Genomic DNA, 18,925 nt, shown 5'->3' with positions numbered 1-18,925 from the left:
ATATGGGTACATGGGCGGTGGACGCTTTCGGCAACGACTACGCGCAGGACTGGGCCGAGGATCTGGCCCAGACCAGCAATCTGGACGCCGTCGAGGACACGCTCGACACGGCGCTCGACACCAGCGCCGGCGAGCTGGAGGCGCCGTTCGCGGCGGAGGCGCTGGTGGCCATCGAGGTGCTGGCGCGCTTGCAGGGCAAGGGCGGCGCCGCCGGCGAGGACAGCGCGGCGGTCGACGCGTGGGTCGCCGCGCGCAAGCCCAAGGCGCGCCAGCGCGCCGATCTGGAGGACAAGGCCTTGCAGGTCATCGCGCGCATCCTGTCGGAGCAATCGGAGTTGCGCGAGCTGTGGGCCGAGAGCGAGCATTACGAGGCGTGGCGCGCGTCGGTGGAGGAGTTGCGCGGACGCCTGGTCGCCGCCGTTTAAAACGCGTAGGTCAATCCCAAGCTCCACGATTTGGGCGGATGCACCGGGTACCATGCGTAGCGCCGGCCGTCGTCCTGCACATATTCGCGGGCCACTTGCACGGTCCAATTGCCGAACGGGACGCCGACGCCGAGGCGCGCGTCGATGCGCGACGAGGTCGGGATGCCCGGCCAGTAGCCCCCGCTGATGTTATGCAGCACGCCCGCATGGGCGACCAGATTGAAGCGCGGATGCACCGGGTAGAACGCGCTGACTTCCGCGTACACCGTCTTCACCGGAAAACCCAGATATTTGGGCGAATAGTAGATCCGCGTGCTGCCACGCGCGAAGCTCAGGCCCGCGTAGCACTCGGAAAAGTCGTTCGCGTGCGCCTGCGTGTAGGTGATGCGGCTGCATCCGGCCTCCCAGCTGGCGCCCGACGCCATCCGCCGCGCGTAGCCGGCGTAGCCCTGCAGCTTGTAGCCGTCGTCGTCGCCGATGGTCATTTCGCTGGCGAAGCCGCCCAGATACCAGCCTGCCACGCCGTCGATATTGACGGTGACCTGCGGCACGGCGTTGCCCTTGCCCGGGTTCTGGCCGCGGTAGCGGTATTCCGATTGCAGCGCGACGCTGCCGCTGATGTCGACCTGCGCGGCGGCCGGCGGCAACGGCAGTACGCCCAGGCAGGCCAGGGCCAGCGCGCCGCCCGTCGACCTCACGGATTGGCGCCGCGCTGGCTGGTTTTGACGGCGCAGCCGCAGCTGCAATGGCTGATGAGATGGGAAATAGTGGCGCATGCGTCAATATTAACAGCGTTCAACACTTCCGGCGGCTGCAACATGCGCCGCAACTGTGCCGGCGTGGCGCCTGGCTGCAATTCGCCCAGCAAGGCCAGCATGCCCGATACGTGGGCCGCCGCGTACGAGCTGCCGCTGACGAACGACCAGCGCGCGCCCGGCGCCGTGGTCGGCACGTCGTTGCCGGGGGCGAACAGCGGGCGCTCCAGACCGGCCGCGGCGGACGCCTTGAGCATCAGCGCGGCGGCGCTCACCGGCGCGAAATTGCCCGTCACCTTGACGTTCGGTTGCGAGGCCACGGCCAGCACGCCGCGATGGCTGGCCGGGAAGCCCGGCGCGCTGGCCTGGGCGTCGATGGCGCCGACCACGCCGATGCCGCGCTCGAGCGCGACGTCCAGTAAACGGTCCAAAAGCCTGTCGGGCGGACCGGACAGGCTCAGGTTGATGACTTTGGCGCCGTTGAGGATGGCGTAGTTGAGCGCTTTGCTCAGCGTGAAGCTGTTACATCGGGTACTCAGGTTGGGCAGTTGCCAGCAGGCCCGCAGGCCCATCAGCCTGGCCTGGGGCGCGACGCCGACGATGCCGCCGTTGCCGCTGCGCGCGGCGATGATGCCGGCGACGGCGGTGCCGTGGATTTCCGGTGGCGGCCCGCCGTTGTCGACGAAGTTGGCGTTGACGTCCAATTGCCCCGCCAGGTCCGGATGGTTGGCGTCGATGCCGCTGTCGATCACCGCGACGCGGACTTCGCGGCCGGTGGCGTAGCGGTGCAGGTCCGCCACGTGCCAGTAGCGGGCCGCCGGCTGCACCGGGTACAGCGCGTCGGCCGCGCCGGCGCCGGCCGCCGCCGCCGGCGCTTGCCCGCCCATGCCCTCGAAGCGGGCCACCGGCTGCGCCCACTCCACCTGCGGATCGCGCGACAGCTGCTCGATGATGCGGGCGGCGTCGGCGTTGTCCTGGTAGCGCATCACGTAGCAGTCGATGCCGAGCAGCGACATGGCCCAGCCCTCGACCACCGTCAGCCCGTGCTGCTGCGCCAGCGCCTCGGCGCGGCGCCGGCGTCCGGCGCTGCCGCTGTCGTCGATGTAGCGGCCGCCGTAGGTGGCGTCGGGCCGGTAGTGCGTGGCGGGCAGGCGCAGCATCACCAGCAGCTGGTGGGCGCCGGGATCGTGGGCCGGGTCGTCGGCGGGCGGCAGCACCTGTTCGTCGCCGGCCGGCGGCGCCGCGCCGGTGGCCACCCGGGCCGGCGTGGCATCCTGCGGCGCTTGCGGTTGCTGGGCGCGGGCCGATGCCGGGCCGCACAGGCAGGCCGTCAACGCCAGCATGGCGGCCAGGCCGATGCCGCGCGCCGTCACGGCGCACCGCCTTCGTCGAGCGCCTCGGCCAGCTTGACGGCCGGGTTGGCGCGCAGCGCTTGCAGCGCGCGGTCGCGGTTCTCGTCCGGCACGCTAAGCAGGTAGGCGTCGGTGACGGTCGGGCCGTCGACCACGCGCGCGCCCTGCGCTTGCAGGATGCGCCGCAGTTCCCGTTCGGTGGTGTTGGGTTGGAACATGACCACCAGATTGCCGGTCGCGCTGCCCACGCCGTTGCCCAGCACGTGGTAGGCGGCGGGCGCCGGGTCCGGACGCGCCAGCAGGGCGACCAGGCCGACGATCAACACCCATTGCGCCGCCACCGCCCAGCGCAGCCAGGCCGGCTGGTTGGCGGCGCCGGTGCGCCACCAGCGTTGCGGCGACAAGGGCGGGGCCGCCGGCGGCGTCGCCGCGCCGGTGGGCACCGGCTCGGGAGGCGGGGCCTGGACGTGGGCTTGGTCGATCGGGTCCTGCGCGCCCAGCGCCGGCATCATTCGTGCCCAGGCCCGTTCCATGTCCACGCCTTCCGGCAAGGCCAGCGCGTCGCGCCCGGCGTCGGCTTGCGTCGCGGCGCGCAGTTCGCGCTCCCATTGCAGGTCCTGGCGGCACTGTTCGCAGACGTGCAGATGCTGCTCCACGCGTTGGGCGTCGTCGGCCGGCAGTTGCGATGACGCATACCAGGGCAGCAATTCCTGCACCGCCTGGTGGGCCGGGACATCCATCCTGAAGACACGCCCGTTCATCGACTGTTCTCTCTTTCGTTCCACAACAAATCCTTCAATCTGTGCCGCGCATGAAACATGCGGGTTTTGACCGTGTTCACCGGGCAATCGACCACTTCAGCGATATCGCTATAGGCCATCTCATGATAGTAGGTTAGCACCATCACCGCGCGCTGCGCCGCCGGCAGCTGGTCCAGCGCCCCGGCGACGGTCGCTTGCAGCTGCAGCCGGTCCAGTGTCTGCTCCGGCTGGTTGCCGCTTTCGTCCTCGTACAGCGAGGCATCGGACTCGACCGGATCGTCGCCGCCGCGCAAGCCCTTTAGCGTCTTGCGGTAGGCGATGGCGAAAATCCACGTCGATGGCTTGCAGCTGCCGTCGAAGCTGGCCGCTTTTTGCCAGACCACCAACATGGTGTCGTTGACAACCTCCTCGATCAGCGGGGCGTTGCGGGTCATGCGGCCGATAAAGCGCGACAGGCGCGAAAAATAAGTCCTGTACAGCTGTTCGAAGGCGCTCCGGTCCCCGCCCGCGACCCTGGCCAGCAGGCGCGCCTCGTCCGCATCCGGGGTCGAGTCCTTGCTCAGGCCCTGTGTTTGCTGCATCCACCATCCTCCATTGTTTCCCGTTGATGCCTTTCCAGGCGCAAGGGGTTCTACTAAACAGGAAATAAAAGCCGAAACATGCACGCCGGGTCAAAACCTGTCCATGACGCATGCTACCACCGGGATTCGGCTACCATGGCATTCATGAACCTGAATGCCCACATCGACCATTTGCAAACCTTCCTGCACCGGCACCGGCGCGTGCTGGTGCTGACCGGAGCCGGCCTCAGCACCCATTCCGGCATTCCCGACTATCGCGACAAGGAGGGCGTGCGGCGCGGCCGCACGCCGATCCAGGGACCGGATTTCCGCCGCGACGAGGGCGTGCGCCGCCGTTACTGGGCGCGCAGCATGGTCGGCTGGCCGACCTTGGCGCGGGCGGCGCCGAATGTCGGCCACCGGGCGCTGGCCGCGCTGGAGCAGGCCGGACGCATCGACGGCCTGATCACGCAAAACGTCGACGGCCTGCACCAGCGCGCCGGCAGCCGCGAGCTGATCGAATTGCACGGCAACATCCACGGCGTCGTCTGCCTGGCGTGCCGCCGCGTCAGCGCGCGCGCCGCGATCCAGGACGAATTATTGGCCGCCAACCCCGGCCTGTTCGCCGTCGGCGCCGAGGTGCGTCCCGACGGCGACGCCGAGGTCGAGCTCGAGGCGTTGCAGCGCTTCCACGTGCCGGTGTGCGCGCATTGCGGCGGGACCCTGCAGCCCGATGTGATCTTCTTTGGCGACAATATCCCGGCGCAGCGCACCGCCGACGCACTGGCCATGATGGAGCGCGCCGACGCCTTGCTGGTCGTGGGCTCGTCGCTGATGGTGTTTTCGGGCTACCGCTTCTGCAAACTGGCGGCGGCGGCGGGCAAGCCGATCGCGGCGATCAACCTGGGCAAGACCCGGGCCGACGACCTGATCGGCCTGAAGGTGGAGGCGGCGGCGGCCGACGTGCTGCCGCGCCTGTTGTGAGCGTTTCCAACCCGCCCGCCTGAGCGATACGCCTGCCTTATGGCTTAGGGGTCGTACCCGTCGGGTACGACCCCGCGTGGGGGGGCGGGTTGGCCAGCCTTAGTTCCGCTGCAGCATCGAGCGGACGATGGCTTCCTTGGCCAGCACATAGTCCTGTCCGGCCAGCACGAAGTTGGTGTTCGGCTGGATCACCTTGACGTTGATGAACACCATGTCGCTGGTCTCCGCGTACGAGCCGACCACGATCGCCTGGGCGTTGTGCGCGGTGGCCACTTCGCCGATCTCGCGGGTGAGCATCAGCTCGCCCTGATTGCGCTTCAGATAGACGTTGTTGCGCAGTTTCATTTCAATCATGCTCAGGCCGCCTTGCGCGAGGCGGGTCGACAGCTGCTCCGACACCAGCCGGCCCAGGGTCGTGGTTTGCTCGAGCGCGTCGATGTTGACGATGGTGGCCATGATCAGCGGCTTGTCGGCAGTCAGCTTGCCGTTCAGCTGGTGCATCAGCGCGTCGGCGGCCTTGTAGTTGGCGTCGATGAACTGGTTGGACGAGATCGTCGAATAATTGCCTTCCTCCTTGGTCGTGGTGGAGGAGCAGGCCGCCAGCAGCAGCGGCAACGCCAGCGCGGCGGCGCGGGCCAGGGATGTCATCGGCATTTACATGTCTCCGCGTACTTTGAAGGTACGGGTCAGTTTAGTGGTTTCCGGCTCCGGATCGACGATGCCGTACAGCTCGCGGTCGGAATCGGCCACGTAATAGGCCGATGTGCTGCGCGCCAGATAGCGGTACTGGTCGGAGACCGACAGCGTGACGATGATCTCGGTTTTCGGCGTCTCGCCGGGGGCGAACTGGGCGTTGGTGCTGTCGAACGGGTCCCAGCCGGTGCCGATGGCGCGCCAGCGGCCCAGCGGGGCCGGTTCGAGCTCGGCCATCGAGACGCCGCCGGGCAGCGCGGCGCGCTCGCCGATGGGGCGGTATTGCGGACGGCCGGCGCCGAACGTGACGGTCTGCACGTCCAGGTCGATCTTGAGCGAACCGGCCGGCGCACGCGAGACCACGTAGCCGTCGTTGACGAGCGAGGTCGTCAACTGCGCCACCAGCGCGCGCTGGAAGGCGTTCGGGTCGCGGGGCTCGTTGATGTAGACCGGGCGGGGCGGGCTTTTCTTGAGCTCGGCCACCAGCCGCTTTTCGATGTGGTTGGACACCACGCCCCAGTGGTAGGCGGCTTGCAGCTTGGCCTGCTTGGTGGAGGGGAAGTTGGCGGCCAGCGGCGTGGGCGTGTAGCGCGCCGCACATCCTGACAGGACCAGTCCGGCTGCCAGAGCCATTGCAGTTTTCAGCGCCATTGTTGCCTCATCGTCAAAAGTCTAACCGTATCGCTGGCCGGAAGCCGCACCGGCCGGCCGTGAATGTGAAATCATCCAGCGCCCAGTTTAGCATGGATGTTTCCGATTGGAAATTCTGAAGGCGATAAAAAACCCGGTTCGGGGCCGGGTTGTGTACGGAGCGCGCAACAGTTTAGCGCCGGTTGGTCTTCATCGCGGCGGCCACTTCGCGTTTACCGTCGCGATCCTTCTCGGTGGCGCGCTTGTCGTGCATCTTTTTACCCTTGGCCAGGCCGATTTCACATTTGACGCGGCCGCCCTTGTAATGCAGGTTGAGCGGCACCAGCGTGTAGCCGGAGCGCTCGACCTTGCTGATCAGCTTGTCCATCTGCTGGCGGTGCAGCAGCAGCTTGCGGGTGCGCACCGCCTCCGGGCTGATGTGGGTGGACGCGGTCGGCAGGGCGCTGATGTGGGCGCCGAACAGGAACAGCTCGTCGCCACGGATGGTGACGTAGGCCTCCTTGATCTGCACGCGGGCGTCGCGGATCGCCTTCACTTCCCAGCCCTCGAGCACGATGCCCGCTTCGTAGCGGTCCTCGATGAAGTAGTCAAAGAAGGCTTTTTTGTTATCGGCTATGGTCATGGAGTCGTAAATCAGCTGTAAACCCGTGCGGGTCGGTTAAACTACTGCTTCGCGTCAAAAAACGCGACTAATTCAACATCATAGCAAATGGTTAGCCAATGGCAGTAGTGCACAAATCAGTTTTCCTCGGTTACAGCGCCCAGCAGATGTTCGACCTGGTCGCCAACATCGAAGACTATCCCAAGTTTCTGCCGTGGTGCAGCGGCGTCGAGATCCGCGAGCGCGGCGGCAACGTGGTGGTGGCCAGCATCGGCATCAACTACCACGGCGTCAAGCAGAGCTTTACCACCTCCAACGAGAACACGGCGCCGACCACCATCAAGATGAAGCTGGTCGACGGTCCTTTCAAGTGCCTCGACGGGGTGTGGACGTTCAAGGCGCTGCGCGACGATGCCTGTAAAATCGAACTGGATATGCGCTATGAATTTTCCGGCACCCTGCTCGACAAGCTGGTCGGGCCTGTGTTCGGCATGATCGCCAACAGCATGGTCGATTCCTTCTGCAAGCGGGCGGAAACCGTGTATGGCGGCTGAGCTCATCAACGTACAAGTGTGCTACGCCAGCGACGCGGTGCAATTCCTGCGCGCGTTGCGGGTGCCGCTGGGCACCACCTTGGAGCAGGCCATCGCCGCCAGTGGCGTGCTGTCCGAAGTGCCCGGCATCGACCTGGCCACGATGCAGGTCGGCATCTACGCCAAGAAGAAGCCGCTCGACACGGTGCTGCGCGAACACGACCGCGTGGAAATCTACCGCCCCTTGATCGCCGATCCCAAGAACGCGCGCCGCCGCCGCAAGGCGGTCGTCGCCTGACGGCCCGACAGGGTCCGATTGAGGCAGCTCATGCGCCATGCCGGTAGTAGGAAGACAATGGGTCTTGCTACCGCACGGCGGCGCCATGACAAAATCAACTCCCCCATCCAAGCCGCCTGTGCGGATCGTCTGCTCAAGCGAGTTTAGCCAAAACGCGAGCACGTATCTCAACCCCGCCGAGTACCGCGCGCTTTTTCTGTTGCTGGGCGAAGAATCCAAACTTGGCGAACCGGTCGGAGATTTACCAGGACTGCGCGGACTCGATTATGCCGGGACTATTATTCATTATTTGCTTCCACCGGACCATGGAACCGTGTATCTAATACGAATCGAAAGGGTGGATTGGGACGCGCGATCTCCCGCTGCGAGAGAGAAAAGGTTGCTACGGGCAGCTCTTTCTCTAGCGACCAAAGGCGTGGTCGTGATCGCCGTCCGCGGCGGGTTGAAATGGTTGTGGGATTTAATTGGGCACTAGTTGATCTAAGAAGCGTCACCTTGAGATAGGAGGAAGCCATGGACGTGCAAGCGATGATCAGGGCTATCGAGGAAGTGGGGCGTCACATCCGGGGAGAAGTGCAACTGGAGACTGTGGAAATCATTCCGTCGCCCGTTAATGTTGGTGATCTGCGCGAGTCACTGGGCTTGTCGCAAGCGGAATTCTCCAGTCGTTTTGGCATCCGGTTGGACAGTCTTCAGCGTTGGGAATCCGGTGCGGCTGTTCCGAATTGGTATGAAGAGACTTTGCTGTGGAATATCCTGCAAAATCCTCAATATGTTGCGCAGGAGTTCGAGGAGTATCGCCGCACGCAACCGCTGTATAAGCCGAAGAGTCGTCCTGCTTAGTCCGTGAGGAGGGCGTCTCGTCTCATGATTCCGCTTTGGCCGCCCATCGCGCTTATCGTGTAACAAGCTACAATATTGGCCAATCGAAAACATTGCGGAGCCAATTTGACTGAAACAGCACCACACATCCTGCACCGGGCCGGCGTCGTATTGCTGGCTGTCGGGGCGGTCGATATCGCCTACATGATCTGGTGCCTGTCGACCGGCGCCAGCTATTCCTACAGCATGACCATCCCCGCCGTGATCGCCGGCGTGCTGCTGATGCGCGGCAGCCTGAGGGCCGCCTTCGTGCTGATCTGGATCGCCGCCATTCTGCTGCCGATCGCCGTCGCCAGCGGCGTCATGTCGCTGATGCAGCCGCTCGATTTGACCTTGACCGAACTGCGCCTGGCCCCTGCGGCCCATTTCGGCGCGGCGCTGCCGCTGGTGCTGTTTTGCGGCCTGCTGTACTGGCTGCTGCAGCAGCTAGGCCGCCAGCCGGTACAGGCGGCCATCCAGGCGATGCGTGGCCGCAAACCCGCCATCAATGTGGCGCTGACGATCGGCGTGGTGCTGTCGATGCTGGCGCTGACGGGCAAGCAACTGGCGCAGAACGGCGATTTGAGCCGCAAGGCGGAACAGCTGGCGCGCGAAAAGCACGGCGCGCAGTTCCGCTATCACGTAACCGGTTTGACCCCGCGCGAGGATATGGAGGGCACTTTCGTCGAGGCCAAGGTGAAAGCGTGGAATCAGGGCGGCGTCGACACCGTCGACGTGTTTTGGAAAGAGAAATGAAAATGCGGCACCGCGTGAACCGCGATGCCGCATCCGATAGGGCTTAGCGTCCGCTGATATTGAGCGTGCGCGCGTCCAGCTTCACCTTGACGGTGGCCGCCGGCTTGGCGCCGGCCGATTCGGCCAGGGTGACGATGTATTCGCCGCCGGCGATCTTCCAGGTCTTGCTGGCGCTGTCGTACATGGCCAGCAGGCGCGGATCGATCTTCACCTTGGCGTTGCCGCTGGCGCCGGCCTTCACCGCCACCTTGTCCCAGCCGCCCAGGCGCTTCGGCGCCTCCCAGCCGCCGGCCGCCGGCGACACATACACTTGTCCAACCGCCTTGCCATCGCGCTTGCCGGTGTTCTTCACACTGAAGCTGACGTCGATGCCGGCGCCGTCGGCCGACTTGTTCGCGCTCAGGTCCGCATAGGCGAAGCTGGTGTACGACAGGCCGTAACCGAACGGGAACAGCGGCTTGTGGCCCTTCAGGTCGAACCACTTGTAGCCGACCGCCGCGCCTTCGATGTTGTAGTCGGTGGCGACTTTTTCGATGATGTTTTCATCCTTGGTCACCGCGTCGCCGTCGATCACCGGCCGTGGCAGCTGCGCCACCGAGGCTGGGAAGGTGGCCGGCAGGCGTCCCGACGGATTGACTTCGCCGGTCAGCACGCGGGCGATGGCGGCGCCGCCATTGGTGCCCGGGTACCAGGCCTCGACCACCGCGCCGACGTTGTTCAACCATGGCATGACGACCGGGCCGCCGGTCTGCAGCACCACGATGGTCTTGGCGTTGGCCTTGGCCACGGCGGCGATCAGCGCATCCTGTTTGTTCGGCAGGTTCAGATCCGGCGCGTCGATGGATTCGGCCATCCACTGGTTGCCGAACACGATGGCGACGTCGCTGGACGCCGCCAGTTTGGCGGCGGAGGCGGCATCCTTGCCGTCGTGGTAGACCACCTTGGCCTTGGTGCGCGCGGTCAGTTCCTGCATCGGCGACGAGCGGTGATAGACCATCGGTCCGGGGAAGAATGCCGGGCCTTCGTTGGCGACCGGCGACAGGCCGATCGGATAAACCTGGGCCGAACCGCCGCCGGACATCACGCCCACGTTCGAGTGGCCGCCGATGATGGCGATGGTGCGCACGTTGGCGCCCAGCGGTAGCAAGTCGTTGCTGTTCTTGAGCAGCACGATGGCTTCCTCGGCGTCGGCCTGCGAGATCTTGCCGTTGGCGCCGAAGTCGATGCCGGCGTCGTCGGAGGTCGGCGTCGCCACCGGATGCTCGACCAGGCCGTGGGCGAACATGGTGCGGGTGATGCGCTTGACCATGTCGTCCAGGCGCGCCTGCGGCACGTGGCCGTTGACCACCGCTTCCTTCAGCGCTTCGTTGAAGTAGGCCGATTTGTCGAACGGATGGCCCGATTGCTGATCCAGGCCGTTGATCGCGGCGGGAACGGTGGAGTGGGTCGCGCCCCAGTCGGACATGACGTAGCCCTTGAAGCCCCAATCCTGTTTCAGCACCTGGTTCAGCAGGTAGTCGTTTTCGCAGGCGTAGGCGCCGTTGACGCGGTTGTACGCGCACATCACGGAACCCGGATCGCCGCGCTCCATGGCGATCTGCAAGGCCAGCAGGTCTGACATGCGGCCGGCCTTGTCGTCGATCTTGACGTTGACGTGATTGCGGTTGGTTTCCTGGTCGTTGAAGGCGAAGTGCTTGAGCGTCGAGACCATGTGGTTGGACTGGATGCCGCGAATCTGCTCGCCGACCATGACGCCGGCCAGCAGCGGATCCTCGCCGCCGTATTCGAAGTTACGGCCGTTGCGCGGCTCGCGCATCAGATTGACGCCGCCGGCCAGCATGATGTTAAAGCCGGTCTTGCGCGCCTCGCCGCCGATCATCGCGCCGCCGGCAAAGGCCAGCTCGGGATTCCAGGTGGCCGTGGTGGCCAGGCCGGAGGGCAGGGAGGTGCGCTGGTATGGTTTTTTCGACGCCGCCTGCGTGGCCACGCCGACGCCGGCGTCGGCCTGCCATTGCGGCGGCAGGCCCAGACGCTCGATGCCCGGCACGAAGCCGGCCGAATCCTTGCGGCCTTCCTTCGGCGAGGTATATTTCTTGGACTCGAAATCGGTGGAGAAGTAGCCGAAGACGGTCTGGATCTTCTCGTCCAGCGTCATGGCCTTGACCAGCTGCTCGGCGCGCGCGTCCGGCGTCAGGGCGCTATCGAGCCAGGGACGCTTGTCGTCGGCGGCATGGGCCGCGCCGGTGAGTGTGGAAGACAGCATGAGGGGATAAACCAGTGCCAGTGACAGCCAGAGACGCTTCTTCATACGATTGCTTTGTCCTTATAGTTTGATTTATTGGTCGGCGCGCGGAATCAGAACCTCCAGCGCGTGCACGCCACCCGCAACGATACCGGTCACGCGCGGTTCAGGCAATCGTTTTCCGTCCATCGTCACCTGAATTTCGGCCACGTCGGCGCGGCGGATCGCCACCTCGAAGGTCGCGTAGCGGAACTGGCGCGTGACGTTGATGCCATCCCAGTGCTTCGGCAACTGCGGGTTGACCAGCAAGCCGTCGCTATCACCTTTCAAGCCACACAGCCCTTCGATGAAGCAGCGGTAGGCCCACGACACGGTGCCCGTGTTGAACAACTGGCTCGAGCGGCCCGCCGTGCGCGGATACTGGTGATAGGCGCCGCGATAGTAGTTGGGGATGAACACCGGCAGCTGGCCGCGCTGCAGGTAATCGGCCTCGCTCGGGCCGGGGATCATCTGGCGCAGCAGCTTGTAGGCGCGGTCGCCTTCGCCGATGGTGTACAGGCTGTAGATGTAGAAGATCGAGGCGTGGTTGTAGACCGCGCCGTTTTCCGCCGAGCCGGGATGTTTTTGCGTCACGCGGCCGACGTCGTCGCGCATGGCGCTGTACGGCGGCGCGAACATCGCCACGCCGTACGGCGTATCGAGCTGCAGCTCCACCTGCGCCATCATCGCGGCCCGCTGGCCGGCGTCGGCGGCGCCGCCCAGGATCGCCCACGCCTGCGGGTTCAGATAGATGCGGCCTTCCTTGTCCTTGCTGATGCCGAAGGTGACGTTGTCGTCGGTGATGCCGCGCGCGTACCAGTCGCCGTCCCACAGGTGTTCGTTGGCCGCGCGGTTGACCGCCACCGCGCCGGCGCGGAAATGTTTGGCGCTTTCCGCCAGCGAGGCGCTGGCGCCACCGTTGCTACTGCTTTCGCAGATCTCCGCCCACAGGTTCAACGCGTAGGCGGTGGCCACCGTCAGCCAGCCCGACACGCCGCGTCCCTTGTAGCCGACCATGTTCATCGGATCGCACCAGTCGCCCTGGGCGATGTAGCTCAAGCCGCGCTGGTCGCGCGATTGCAGCAGCCAGTCCATCGCGCTGCTCATGCGCTCGGAGACGGTGATGGCGACCCCGCTCTCGTGGCCCACCACGTCCTCGTTGAGGATGTCGTAGTCGCCGGTTTCGTCCAGATAGACCTTGAGCGCCACCGGCAGCCACACGCAGTGGTCGGTGTGCGGCACCTGGTTGATGTATTTGAGTTCCGCGCCCTCGGCCAGCAATATGCCGTCCGGCATGGCGCCGCTGGCCTCCTGCTGCGACAACGCGTGCAGGAAGGCCGCCCGCATCACGCCGGGCTTGATGAAGCTCATGCTCATATTGTCCTGCAGGTAGTTGCGGGTCTGCGGATCGGTGCTGAGGCGATTGACGTCGCCGTGGTAGAACACCTGGCGCGGCAGCCAGTTGTTGACGAAGTTATCGAGTTCCTTGTCGGGCGTCTCGATGCGCAGGCATCCGCGCCCGCCGGCGATGTACTCCGCGTAGTCCTTGCGGGCGTTGTCGAAAGCGGCGGCGCCCAGGTATTTTTCGCGCATGGCGATAATTTCCGCGTCGTCGAAGGCGGGGCCGAAGATGAAGCGGTAGTCTTGCGCCTGTCCATCCTCCAGCGCCAGGCGGTACTGCACCACGGCGGCCGGCGTTTCATAACGGGCGTCGCCGTTGGCCAGCAGCGGCTGCTGGATCGCGCTTGGATAATGCAGGCCGCCTTCGCCCTCGAAGGCCTGCTGCTGCACCTCCCACGCCAGCGGCGCCTGCTCGCACAGGAAGTAGGTCTTGTCCTTGAAATCCTTCTGCTTGAAGTAGTCGGTGACCTTTTGATACGGCGTCACGCTGCTGGCCACCACGCCGCCCAGGTCAGCGCGGTATTCGCCCGACTGGTTCATCCACGACATGTAACCGATCGGGAAGTACGGATAGACACTCAGCTTGCGCGCGCGGCCGGACAGGTTGGTCACGCGCAGCGACCACAATTCGACCACGTCGGTGGTCGGAATGCTCAAGGTCAGCTCGATCCTCAGGCCCAGGTGCCCGATGGTCCACTCGATGTCGCTTTTGCCGACCGAGAAAATGAAGCTGTCGACCGGCGTGCGCACCGGCTCATACGGTGCCGAGAACAGCTCGCCCGTTTCCTCGTCCTTGATGTAGAAGAAGCGGCCCGGGTGGTGGGCGTAGTAGTTCTGCTCCGGTTGCATGAAGGTCTTGGCCTCCAGGTTCGGCGCGTAGGCGTACTTGGCGGGCTCCGGCTGCATGTACTGGGCGACGGCGTAGCCGCGGCAGGTCACCTGTATCATCATCTTCTGGTTCCACAGGAAGCCGGCGGCTCGCGGCATCGCGGTGGCGCTGGTCAGTTCGAAGCGGTCGCCATTGTGGGTTGGGCGTAGCATGAAACGGTCTCCGTAAATAGTGGGCGTGAGGTTGTTACGATGTCGACTTGCGCTGTTCCAGATCCGCCTGGATCTGTACCAGCTTGGCGTTGTCGAGGTTATAGAAGAACATGACGGCCACCGCCAGCACCGCGAACGCCGCCGGGATGAAGGACATCAGCCAGACGATGCCGGCCTGCGAGCCGACCGACTGCGCGGCGTTGGCGACATAGCCAAGCTTGGTGAACAGCGAGCCGATGACGGCCACCGCGATCGCGGTGCCGAGCTTTTGCGAGAACGTGGCGGCGGCGAAGGTCATCGCGGTGGCGCGGCGGCCGGTGCGCCACTCGTTGTAGTCGGCGGTGTCGGCGTACATCGAGAAGGCCAGCGGCGACTTCGGTCCCAGCGCCAGGCCCATGCCGATCTGCAGCGCGAACATCAGCGTGACCTGGTCCTTCGGCACGAAGAAGAAGGCCGACGACAGTATGGCGGTCACGGTCATGAGGATCATCATCAGCTTTTTCTTGTCGATGAAGCGCGTCAGGAACGGCGTGATCGAGGCGCCGATGGCGGCCGAGATCATATAGGCCGGCACGAAGCCCTGCATCAGCTCCGGGCGCCCGACCACGTATTTGAAGTAGTAGGCCGCGCTGGTGGTGCGCAAGGTGATGGTGATCATGATGATCAGCGCCAGGAAGAACAGCGCCACCCACGGCCGGTTGCGCGACAGGTCGCGGATATCCTGGGCGACGTTGGATTTTTGCGTCGGCGCCGGGGCGATGCGCTCGCGCGTGTTCAGGAACGTCAGCACGAACAGGGCGGAGGCGAACACGCTCCACGCCAGCATCGTCAGCTGCCAGCCCAGTTTATCGTCGCCGGCGCCGAGCCACGACACCATCGCCGGCGTGGCGGCGGTGACCAGCGTGCCGCCGGCGAAGGCGAAGATGAAGCGCAGGCCGTTGACGGTGGAGCGTTCCTGCGGGTCGGCCGACAGCACGCCGGACAAGGCGTTGTACGGGATGTTAATGCAGGTGTAGCAGACCATCATCAGCAGGTAGGTGCCGTAGGCCCACACCAGCTTGCCGTCGTGGCCCAGGTCCGGCGTGGTGTAGGTGAGGATGGCGGCGCAGGCCAGCGGCACCGGCACCCAGATCAGGTAGGGGCGGAATTTGCCGAAGCGGGTGGTGGTGCGGTCGGCGGCGGCGCCGATCATCGGGTCGGTGAAGGCGTTGATGATTTTGATCGTAAACATCATCGACGCCGCCGCGCCGGCCGAGATGCCGAAGACGTCGGTGTAGTAGATCAGCAGGAAGGTGGCGATATTGGTCCAATAAAAATTGAAGCCCATATCGGCGATGCCGTAGCTGATTTTTTCACGCCAGGTCAGTGCTTTGTTCACAGTCGCCTTGTCTTGGATACGAGGACACGATTTACGGTCGGTGTTAACGCGGATGTAAAAGCAGGCAGCGGAGCCGGAACTCCACTGCCCGAACGGGGCGGAACGCCGTACCGGACACCCGCTCGCGACGGGTGCCCGGTGCGGCGCGGCGGGAGACGCCACCCCGGGGAGAGCTCGGTGTGCGGCCGTCAGGCGGGCCCTGGCGGCGCGGATCGGGTGGCGGCGTGGTTGGTCGATGTCATGTTGTCTCCTGCTTGGGATGATGGTCGGTGGTGCGCAAGATGTCGCGCACCAGCGCGGTCGGGTCTTTGACGATGTCGAGCACGATGCCGGCCTCGTCGGCCTGCAGCGGTTCCAGCGACGCCAGCTGGCTCGCCAGCAGCGACGGCGGCATGTAGTGGCCGGCGCGCGCCGCCATGCGCGAGGCGATCAGTTCGCGCGGGCCGTCCAGGTGGGCGAAGCGCAGTAGCGGGTCGGCGTCGCGCAGCAGGTCGCGGTAGCGGCGCTTCAGTGCCGAGCACGACAACACCAGGCCGCTGCCGCGCTGGCGCGCCTCGTCGATCTCGGCGTGCAGCGCCCGCAGCCAGTCGGCGCGGTCGGCGTCGGTCAGCGCCATCCCGGCCGACATCTTGGCGACGTTGGCGTACGAGTGATAGCTGTCGCCTTCCAGGAAGGGCGCGCCCAGCGCGGTGGCCAGTTGCAGCCCGACCGAGCTTTTGCCGCAGCCGCTCACGCCCATGACGACCCAGCGGACTTGCGTTGTTTGATTGCTCATGGAGATAAGTGGATGATAGCGCTAACAGAATTGTTTCCAGTGTAAGCTTTTGGCGCCATTTGTAAACAACAATCTATGCTGCGCCGCATCAAGGCGGGTCGCCCTGGCGGCCGGGCTCAGGCGCTTTCGCGCGCCATCAGCGTGAAGCCGAGGTCGATTTGGCGGTTGGGCGGCGCCTCGCCCTTGATGACCGCGCGCAGCAGGGTCGCCGCCTCGAAGCCGATGCGGTAGCGCGGCGTGCCGATGGTCGTCAGCGACGGGTTCATCCACGCCGACGCGGGCAGGTCGTTGAAGCCGCAGATCGCCAGCTGCGCCGGCACCGCGATGCCGCGCCGCTGGCACTGGTAGATGGCCCCGTGCGCCAAGTCGTCGTTGCAGCAGAAGATGGCGTCGCAGTCGGGCGCCTGCGCCAGCATGCGCCCCAGCAGCTCGGCGCCCAGCGCGATGGTCGACGGCTCGGCCACCATCACCTCGAGCCGGGTGTCGGCCAGGCCGGCCTCGTGCATGGCTTGGCGGTAGCCCTCGGCGCGGCGCAAGGTGCGCTCGTCGAGCTGGGCGCCGATGAAGCCGATGCGCTTGTGGCCCTTGTCGAGCAGATAGCGGGTCATCGCCTGGCCGGCCTGGAACTGGGAAAAGCCCACCGTCAGCTGCGACGGGTCGGTCGACATGTCCATCATCGACACCACCGGCACGCGCGAGTTGGTCAGGATTTGCTGCACGCGCTCGCTGTGCGTCAGGCCCGACAGCAGCATGCCGTCCGGGTTCGACTGCAGGTAGGTGCCGATCAGCTTTTCCTCCTCCTGGTCCGAATAGCGGGTGTTGCCGATCAGGATCTGGTAGTCGTCGGCGTCGAGCGCGTCCTGGATGCCGGCGAGCACCTCGGTGAACACGGCGTTCGACAGCGACGGCACCAGCACCGCGATCACCTTCGATTGCGACGAGGCCAGCGCGCGGGCGGCGCGGTTGGGCACGTAGCCCAGGTCGATCACCGCCTTGTCGACGCGGTCGCGCAGCGCCTGCGACACCATGTCCGGCTGGGTGATCGCGCGCGAGGCGGTCATCGTCGCCACGCCGGCGTGTTTCGCCACCATCGCCAGGGTAATGCGGCCGCTGGCCCGGCTCCTGCCCGCTTGTGATTTCGTCATCGGTAATACTTATAGTGGTATTGATAGCGATATCATACGGCAGCTTGCCACTAAAGGGAGAGGGGGAAAGTGCTTATTGGCAGCCAGCCAACACTTTTTGATTCTTTTTGGCCAATTCGGCGCGCTCCTGGTCGCTCATGATGGCGCGCTCGCCGTTTTTGTCGATGTTGGCCAGCCGCATGCCCTGGTCCAGCGCCCGCTGGTTTTGCCGGGCGGCGTCGCAGTTGGCGGCGACGTCGGCTTTTTGCTGCGCGTCCTCGGCGGCCTTGCGCTCGGCGGCGGCGCGTTCGGCGCGGCGCTGGTTGAAGGCGGCCTCGCGCTCGGCCACGGTGGGCGGGGCTTTGGGGACGGCTGCGGCGGCCCGTTCGGCGCCGTCGGCCGCTGGGCCGCCCGTGTCGGCTTCCGCTGGGCTGGCGTTGGGGTTGAACGCCGTCTTGCCGGGGGCTTTCAGGATGCGCTTGGCCGGCACCGAGGGCGGCGGCGGGCGGTCCGACAATTGTTTGATGCCCTTGTCATCGATCCAGATGTACTGCGCCAACGCCGCGCGCGGCAGACCCAGCGCCAGCAGCACAAGGAAGAGGGCGGACGATTTGGCGAGCGGGGCAAGCGGGAAGCGCGCTCGGCGCGTGCTGTGAAGGTGATCCATGGTGCGCTCCGGTAACGATGGAGCTGATTTCGCCATGATTCGGCCCGGGTGTCAACCGGCGTTGTGCGCGGCGAGGCCGGGCCGGGGGATTGGCCGCGCCAGCGCGTGACGGCGCCGCAATCATCGTGCCGCTTATGCTTCCAGTGCCACTTTGGCTGGTTTCTTACGGCCTTTAACCCGCGCGCACAAGCCAAGCGCGGCCAAGCCTGCGCCCATCATGGCCAACGGCGGCAGTTCCGGCACCGGGCTTGCCGCAGTCACCGTGTCGAAGGACATGGTGAGCGACGTGATGCTCATCGAGCCGTAGGCCGGATCCAGCGTCAAGCCGTAGAACAAGTAGGCCAGCAGGTTGTCGTAGCGGCCGGTGGCGTCGGATGCAGCGGAAACGAAGGAGATGGTACCGCTGGTCGGCGTGGTGGCGGTCGCGTTCCCGCTGCCCCGTACATTGCCGAGCAGATCGGAATCGAAGGGCCCGCATCTGTCGCAGCGGGGCGCCAGCACGTCGACACTACCGGAGGCGTAAGCGAAATAGTCTCCAGCGGGTTGCGGGGCCGGTGGCGCGGCGAATTGGTATTGCACGTCCATCGTGAAGCTCATCTTGCCCGTCAGCGCCTTGCCCGCGTGCGCATCGACGATGAACAAGGTCTTATACAGCATACTGTTGGGAAAGCCGTCCCCGACGTACGAGCCACCGGAAAAGGTGAAGGAGTTGCCTGTGCTTGAAACCGGCGTAAAACCGGAGACCGTTACGTCGACATCGCTGCCGTGGACGGTATCGGCGAAGGCCGGCGCGGCCATGGCGGCGACCAGCGCTGCGGCGGACAGCAACTTCAAAATCGTATTGTTCACTTTTACTCCTGTGTGGTTGTTGAAAAGGGCCCAAATCACTCGGTGGTTGATATTAAAAAACCAAGAGGCGCCGGCACTATACACAGAATGTTACTCGGGTAATCTAACCAAATCTCACAATGTTGAATTAAATTCAATTTCAGATTGGGGCCTTGCGGCATGCGCAAGCCCGTGGGCCG

21 protein-coding genes are annotated in these 18,925 nt (G+C 65.2%); 7 read left to right on the top strand and 14 right to left on the bottom strand.

Going from position 1 to position 18,925, the window contains the following annotated elements:
• Window positions 1–2: 2 nt before the first annotated feature.
• On the top strand, window positions 3–425 hold the full coding sequence (locus JOD97_RS05350) for a DUF4259 domain-containing protein (protein ID WP_209714002.1): 423 nt from the start codon (window positions 3–5) through the stop codon (window positions 423–425).
• Here JOD97_RS05350 and JOD97_RS05345 read toward each other — a convergent pair.
• From JOD97_RS05345 to JOD97_RS05330, 4 genes are read right to left on the bottom strand one after another with little or no spacing between them, the layout of a single operon-like run.
• Window positions 422–1,123, bottom strand: a complete 702-nt coding sequence (locus JOD97_RS05345; protein WP_373999789.1) for a TorF family putative porin — start codon at window positions 1,121–1,123, stop codon at window positions 422–424. The two genes, JOD97_RS05350 and JOD97_RS05345, sit on opposite strands and share 4 nt — an antisense overlap.
• Entirely contained in the window at window positions 1,120–2,553 is a 1,434-nt protein-coding gene (locus JOD97_RS05340; protein WP_373999788.1) for a S8 family serine peptidase, read from the bottom strand. Before JOD97_RS05340 ends, JOD97_RS05345 begins: the two co-directional genes overlap by 4 nt.
• A complete protein-coding gene (locus tag JOD97_RS05335) occupies window positions 2,550–3,293 on the bottom strand; it encodes a zf-HC2 domain-containing protein (protein WP_209713998.1) in 744 nt (247 codons plus the stop codon). The genes JOD97_RS05340 and JOD97_RS05335 overlap by 4 nt, the downstream gene beginning before the upstream one ends.
• On the bottom strand, window positions 3,290–3,874 hold the full coding sequence (locus JOD97_RS05330; RefSeq protein ID WP_209713996.1) for an RNA polymerase sigma factor: 585 nt from the start codon (window positions 3,872–3,874) through the stop codon (window positions 3,290–3,292). The genes JOD97_RS05335 and JOD97_RS05330 overlap by 4 nt, the downstream gene beginning before the upstream one ends.
• A 135-nt stretch (window positions 3,875–4,009) precedes the next feature.
• Here JOD97_RS05330 and JOD97_RS05325 point away from each other — a divergent pair, with 135 nt between their 5' ends.
• A complete protein-coding gene (locus JOD97_RS05325; protein WP_209713994.1) occupies window positions 4,010–4,837 on the top strand; it encodes an NAD-dependent protein deacetylase in 828 nt (275 codons plus the stop codon).
• A gap of 99 nt (window positions 4,838–4,936) precedes the next feature.
• Here JOD97_RS05325 and JOD97_RS05320 read toward each other — a convergent pair whose 3' ends face one another.
• From JOD97_RS05320 to smpB, 3 genes are all read right to left on the bottom strand, one after another.
• A complete protein-coding gene (locus tag JOD97_RS05320; protein WP_209713992.1) occupies window positions 4,937–5,491 on the bottom strand; it encodes a FlgO family outer membrane protein in 555 nt (184 codons plus the stop codon).
• Window positions 5,492–6,163 (bottom strand): hypothetical protein, encoded by a 672-nt coding sequence (locus tag JOD97_RS05315; protein WP_229264189.1) that lies wholly within the window; start codon window positions 6,161–6,163, stop codon window positions 5,492–5,494. It abuts the gene before it with no gap.
• Between the two features lie 190 nt (window positions 6,164–6,353).
• On the bottom strand, window positions 6,354–6,803 hold the full coding sequence (smpB, locus tag JOD97_RS05310) for an SsrA-binding protein SmpB (RefSeq protein WP_209713987.1): 450 nt from the start codon (window positions 6,801–6,803) through the stop codon (window positions 6,354–6,356).
• Window positions 6,804–6,901: 98 nt separating this feature from the next.
• Here smpB and JOD97_RS05305 point away from each other — a divergent pair, with 98 nt between their 5' ends.
• The 5 genes from JOD97_RS05305 (at window position 6,902) to JOD97_RS05285 (ending at window position 9,230) form a co-directional block, all read left to right on the top strand.
• The gene (locus JOD97_RS05305) at window positions 6,902–7,336 is read left to right on the top strand and encodes a type II toxin-antitoxin system RatA family toxin (RefSeq protein ID WP_209713985.1); all 435 of its coding nucleotides are present in this window, start codon (window positions 6,902–6,904) and stop codon (window positions 7,334–7,336) included.
• The gene (locus JOD97_RS05300; protein WP_209713983.1) at window positions 7,326–7,613 is read left to right on the top strand and encodes an RnfH family protein; all 288 of its coding nucleotides are present in this window, start codon (window positions 7,326–7,328) and stop codon (window positions 7,611–7,613) included. Before JOD97_RS05305 ends, JOD97_RS05300 begins: the two co-directional genes overlap by 11 nt.
• 85 nt (window positions 7,614–7,698) lie before the next feature.
• A complete protein-coding gene (locus tag JOD97_RS05295) occupies window positions 7,699–8,088 on the top strand; it encodes a hypothetical protein (protein WP_209713981.1) in 390 nt (129 codons plus the stop codon).
• 38 nt (window positions 8,089–8,126) lie between these two features.
• Window positions 8,127–8,456, top strand: coding sequence for a DNA-binding transcriptional regulator (locus tag JOD97_RS05290; protein WP_209713979.1), 330 nt, complete (start codon window positions 8,127–8,129; stop codon window positions 8,454–8,456).
• Window positions 8,457–8,561: 105 nt separating this feature from the next.
• The gene (locus JOD97_RS05285; protein WP_209713976.1) at window positions 8,562–9,230 is read left to right on the top strand and encodes a hypothetical protein; all 669 of its coding nucleotides are present in this window, start codon (window positions 8,562–8,564) and stop codon (window positions 9,228–9,230) included.
• A gap of 43 nt (window positions 9,231–9,273) precedes the next feature.
• Here the strand turns inward: JOD97_RS05285 and JOD97_RS05280 are convergent, their stop codons facing one another.
• The 7 genes from JOD97_RS05280 to JOD97_RS05250 all read right to left on the bottom strand — a co-directional run bounded on the left by JOD97_RS05280 (window position 9,274) and on the right by JOD97_RS05250 (window position 18,746).
• Entirely contained in the window at window positions 9,274–11,493 is a 2,220-nt protein-coding gene (locus tag JOD97_RS05280; RefSeq protein WP_229264188.1) for a glycoside hydrolase family 3 C-terminal domain-containing protein, read from the bottom strand.
• A gap of 72 nt (window positions 11,494–11,565) precedes the next feature.
• Entirely contained in the window at window positions 11,566–13,953 is a 2,388-nt protein-coding gene (locus JOD97_RS05275; RefSeq protein ID WP_209713972.1) for a GH36-type glycosyl hydrolase domain-containing protein, read from the bottom strand.
• Between the two features lie 34 nt (window positions 13,954–13,987).
• Complete coding sequence (locus JOD97_RS05270) at window positions 13,988–15,331, bottom strand: MFS transporter (protein WP_209713970.1); 1,344 nt, start codon at window positions 15,329–15,331, stop codon at window positions 13,988–13,990.
• A 238-nt stretch (window positions 15,332–15,569) separates the two neighbouring features.
• Complete coding sequence (locus tag JOD97_RS05265; RefSeq protein ID WP_229264187.1) at window positions 15,570–16,106, bottom strand: gluconokinase; 537 nt, start codon at window positions 16,104–16,106, stop codon at window positions 15,570–15,572.
• Window positions 16,107–16,222: 116 nt separating this feature from the next.
• Window positions 16,223–17,251, bottom strand: coding sequence for a LacI family DNA-binding transcriptional regulator (locus JOD97_RS05260; RefSeq protein WP_209713968.1), 1,029 nt, complete (start codon window positions 17,249–17,251; stop codon window positions 16,223–16,225).
• Window positions 17,252–17,324: 73 nt separating this feature from the next.
• Complete coding sequence (locus JOD97_RS05255) at window positions 17,325–17,897, bottom strand: DUF4124 domain-containing protein (protein ID WP_229264186.1); 573 nt, start codon at window positions 17,895–17,897, stop codon at window positions 17,325–17,327.
• A 132-nt stretch (window positions 17,898–18,029) separates the two neighbouring features.
• A complete protein-coding gene (locus JOD97_RS05250; protein ID WP_209713966.1) occupies window positions 18,030–18,746 on the bottom strand; it encodes a hypothetical protein in 717 nt (238 codons plus the stop codon).
• Window positions 18,747–18,925 lie beyond the last annotated feature (179 nt).

It is taken from the genome of Duganella sp. 1411 (assembly GCF_017833525.1).
Taxonomy (GTDB): Bacteria; Pseudomonadota; Gammaproteobacteria; order Burkholderiales; family Burkholderiaceae_D; genus Rugamonas.
The sequence above is the reverse complement of the archived record's forward strand: the minus strand, read 5'-3'. Positions and strand labels throughout refer to the sequence as shown.

Coding starts and splice junctions, on each gene's coding strand:
- JOD97_RS05350 (WP_209714002.1), top strand. CDS start 3: ATGGGTACATGGGCGGTGGACGCTTTCGGCAACGACTACGCGCAGGAC.
- JOD97_RS05335 (WP_209713998.1), bottom strand. CDS start 3,293: ATGAACGGGCGTGTCTTCAGGATGGATGTCCCGGCCCACCAGGCGGTG.
- JOD97_RS05330 (WP_209713996.1), bottom strand. CDS start 3,874: ATGCAGCAAACACAGGGCCTGAGCAAGGACTCGACCCCGGATGCGGAC.
- JOD97_RS05325 (WP_209713994.1), top strand. CDS start 4,010: ATGGCATTCATGAACCTGAATGCCCACATCGACCATTTGCAAACCTTC.
- JOD97_RS05320 (WP_209713992.1), bottom strand. CDS start 5,491: ATGCCGATGACATCCCTGGCCCGCGCCGCCGCGCTGGCGTTGCCGCTG.
- JOD97_RS05315 (WP_229264189.1), bottom strand. CDS start 6,163: ATGGCTCTGGCAGCCGGACTGGTCCTGTCAGGATGTGCGGCGCGCTAC.
- smpB (WP_209713987.1), bottom strand. CDS start 6,803: ATGACCATAGCCGATAACAAAAAAGCCTTCTTTGACTACTTCATCGAG.
- JOD97_RS05305 (WP_209713985.1), top strand. CDS start 6,902: ATGGCAGTAGTGCACAAATCAGTTTTCCTCGGTTACAGCGCCCAGCAG.
- JOD97_RS05300 (WP_209713983.1), top strand. CDS start 7,326: ATGGCGGCTGAGCTCATCAACGTACAAGTGTGCTACGCCAGCGACGCG.
- JOD97_RS05295 (WP_209713981.1), top strand. CDS start 7,699: ATGACAAAATCAACTCCCCCATCCAAGCCGCCTGTGCGGATCGTCTGC.
- JOD97_RS05290 (WP_209713979.1), top strand. CDS start 8,127: ATGGACGTGCAAGCGATGATCAGGGCTATCGAGGAAGTGGGGCGTCAC.
- JOD97_RS05280 (WP_229264188.1), bottom strand. CDS start 11,493: ATGCTGTCTTCCACACTCACCGGCGCGGCCCATGCCGCCGACGACAAG.
- JOD97_RS05275 (WP_209713972.1), bottom strand. CDS start 13,953: ATGCTACGCCCAACCCACAATGGCGACCGCTTCGAACTGACCAGCGCC.
- JOD97_RS05265 (WP_229264187.1), bottom strand. CDS start 16,106: ATGAGCAATCAAACAACGCAAGTCCGCTGGGTCGTCATGGGCGTGAGC.
- JOD97_RS05260 (WP_209713968.1), bottom strand. CDS start 17,251: ATGACGAAATCACAAGCGGGCAGGAGCCGGGCCAGCGGCCGCATTACC.
- JOD97_RS05255 (WP_229264186.1), bottom strand. CDS start 17,897: ATGGATCACCTTCACAGCACGCGCCGAGCGCGCTTCCCGCTTGCCCCG.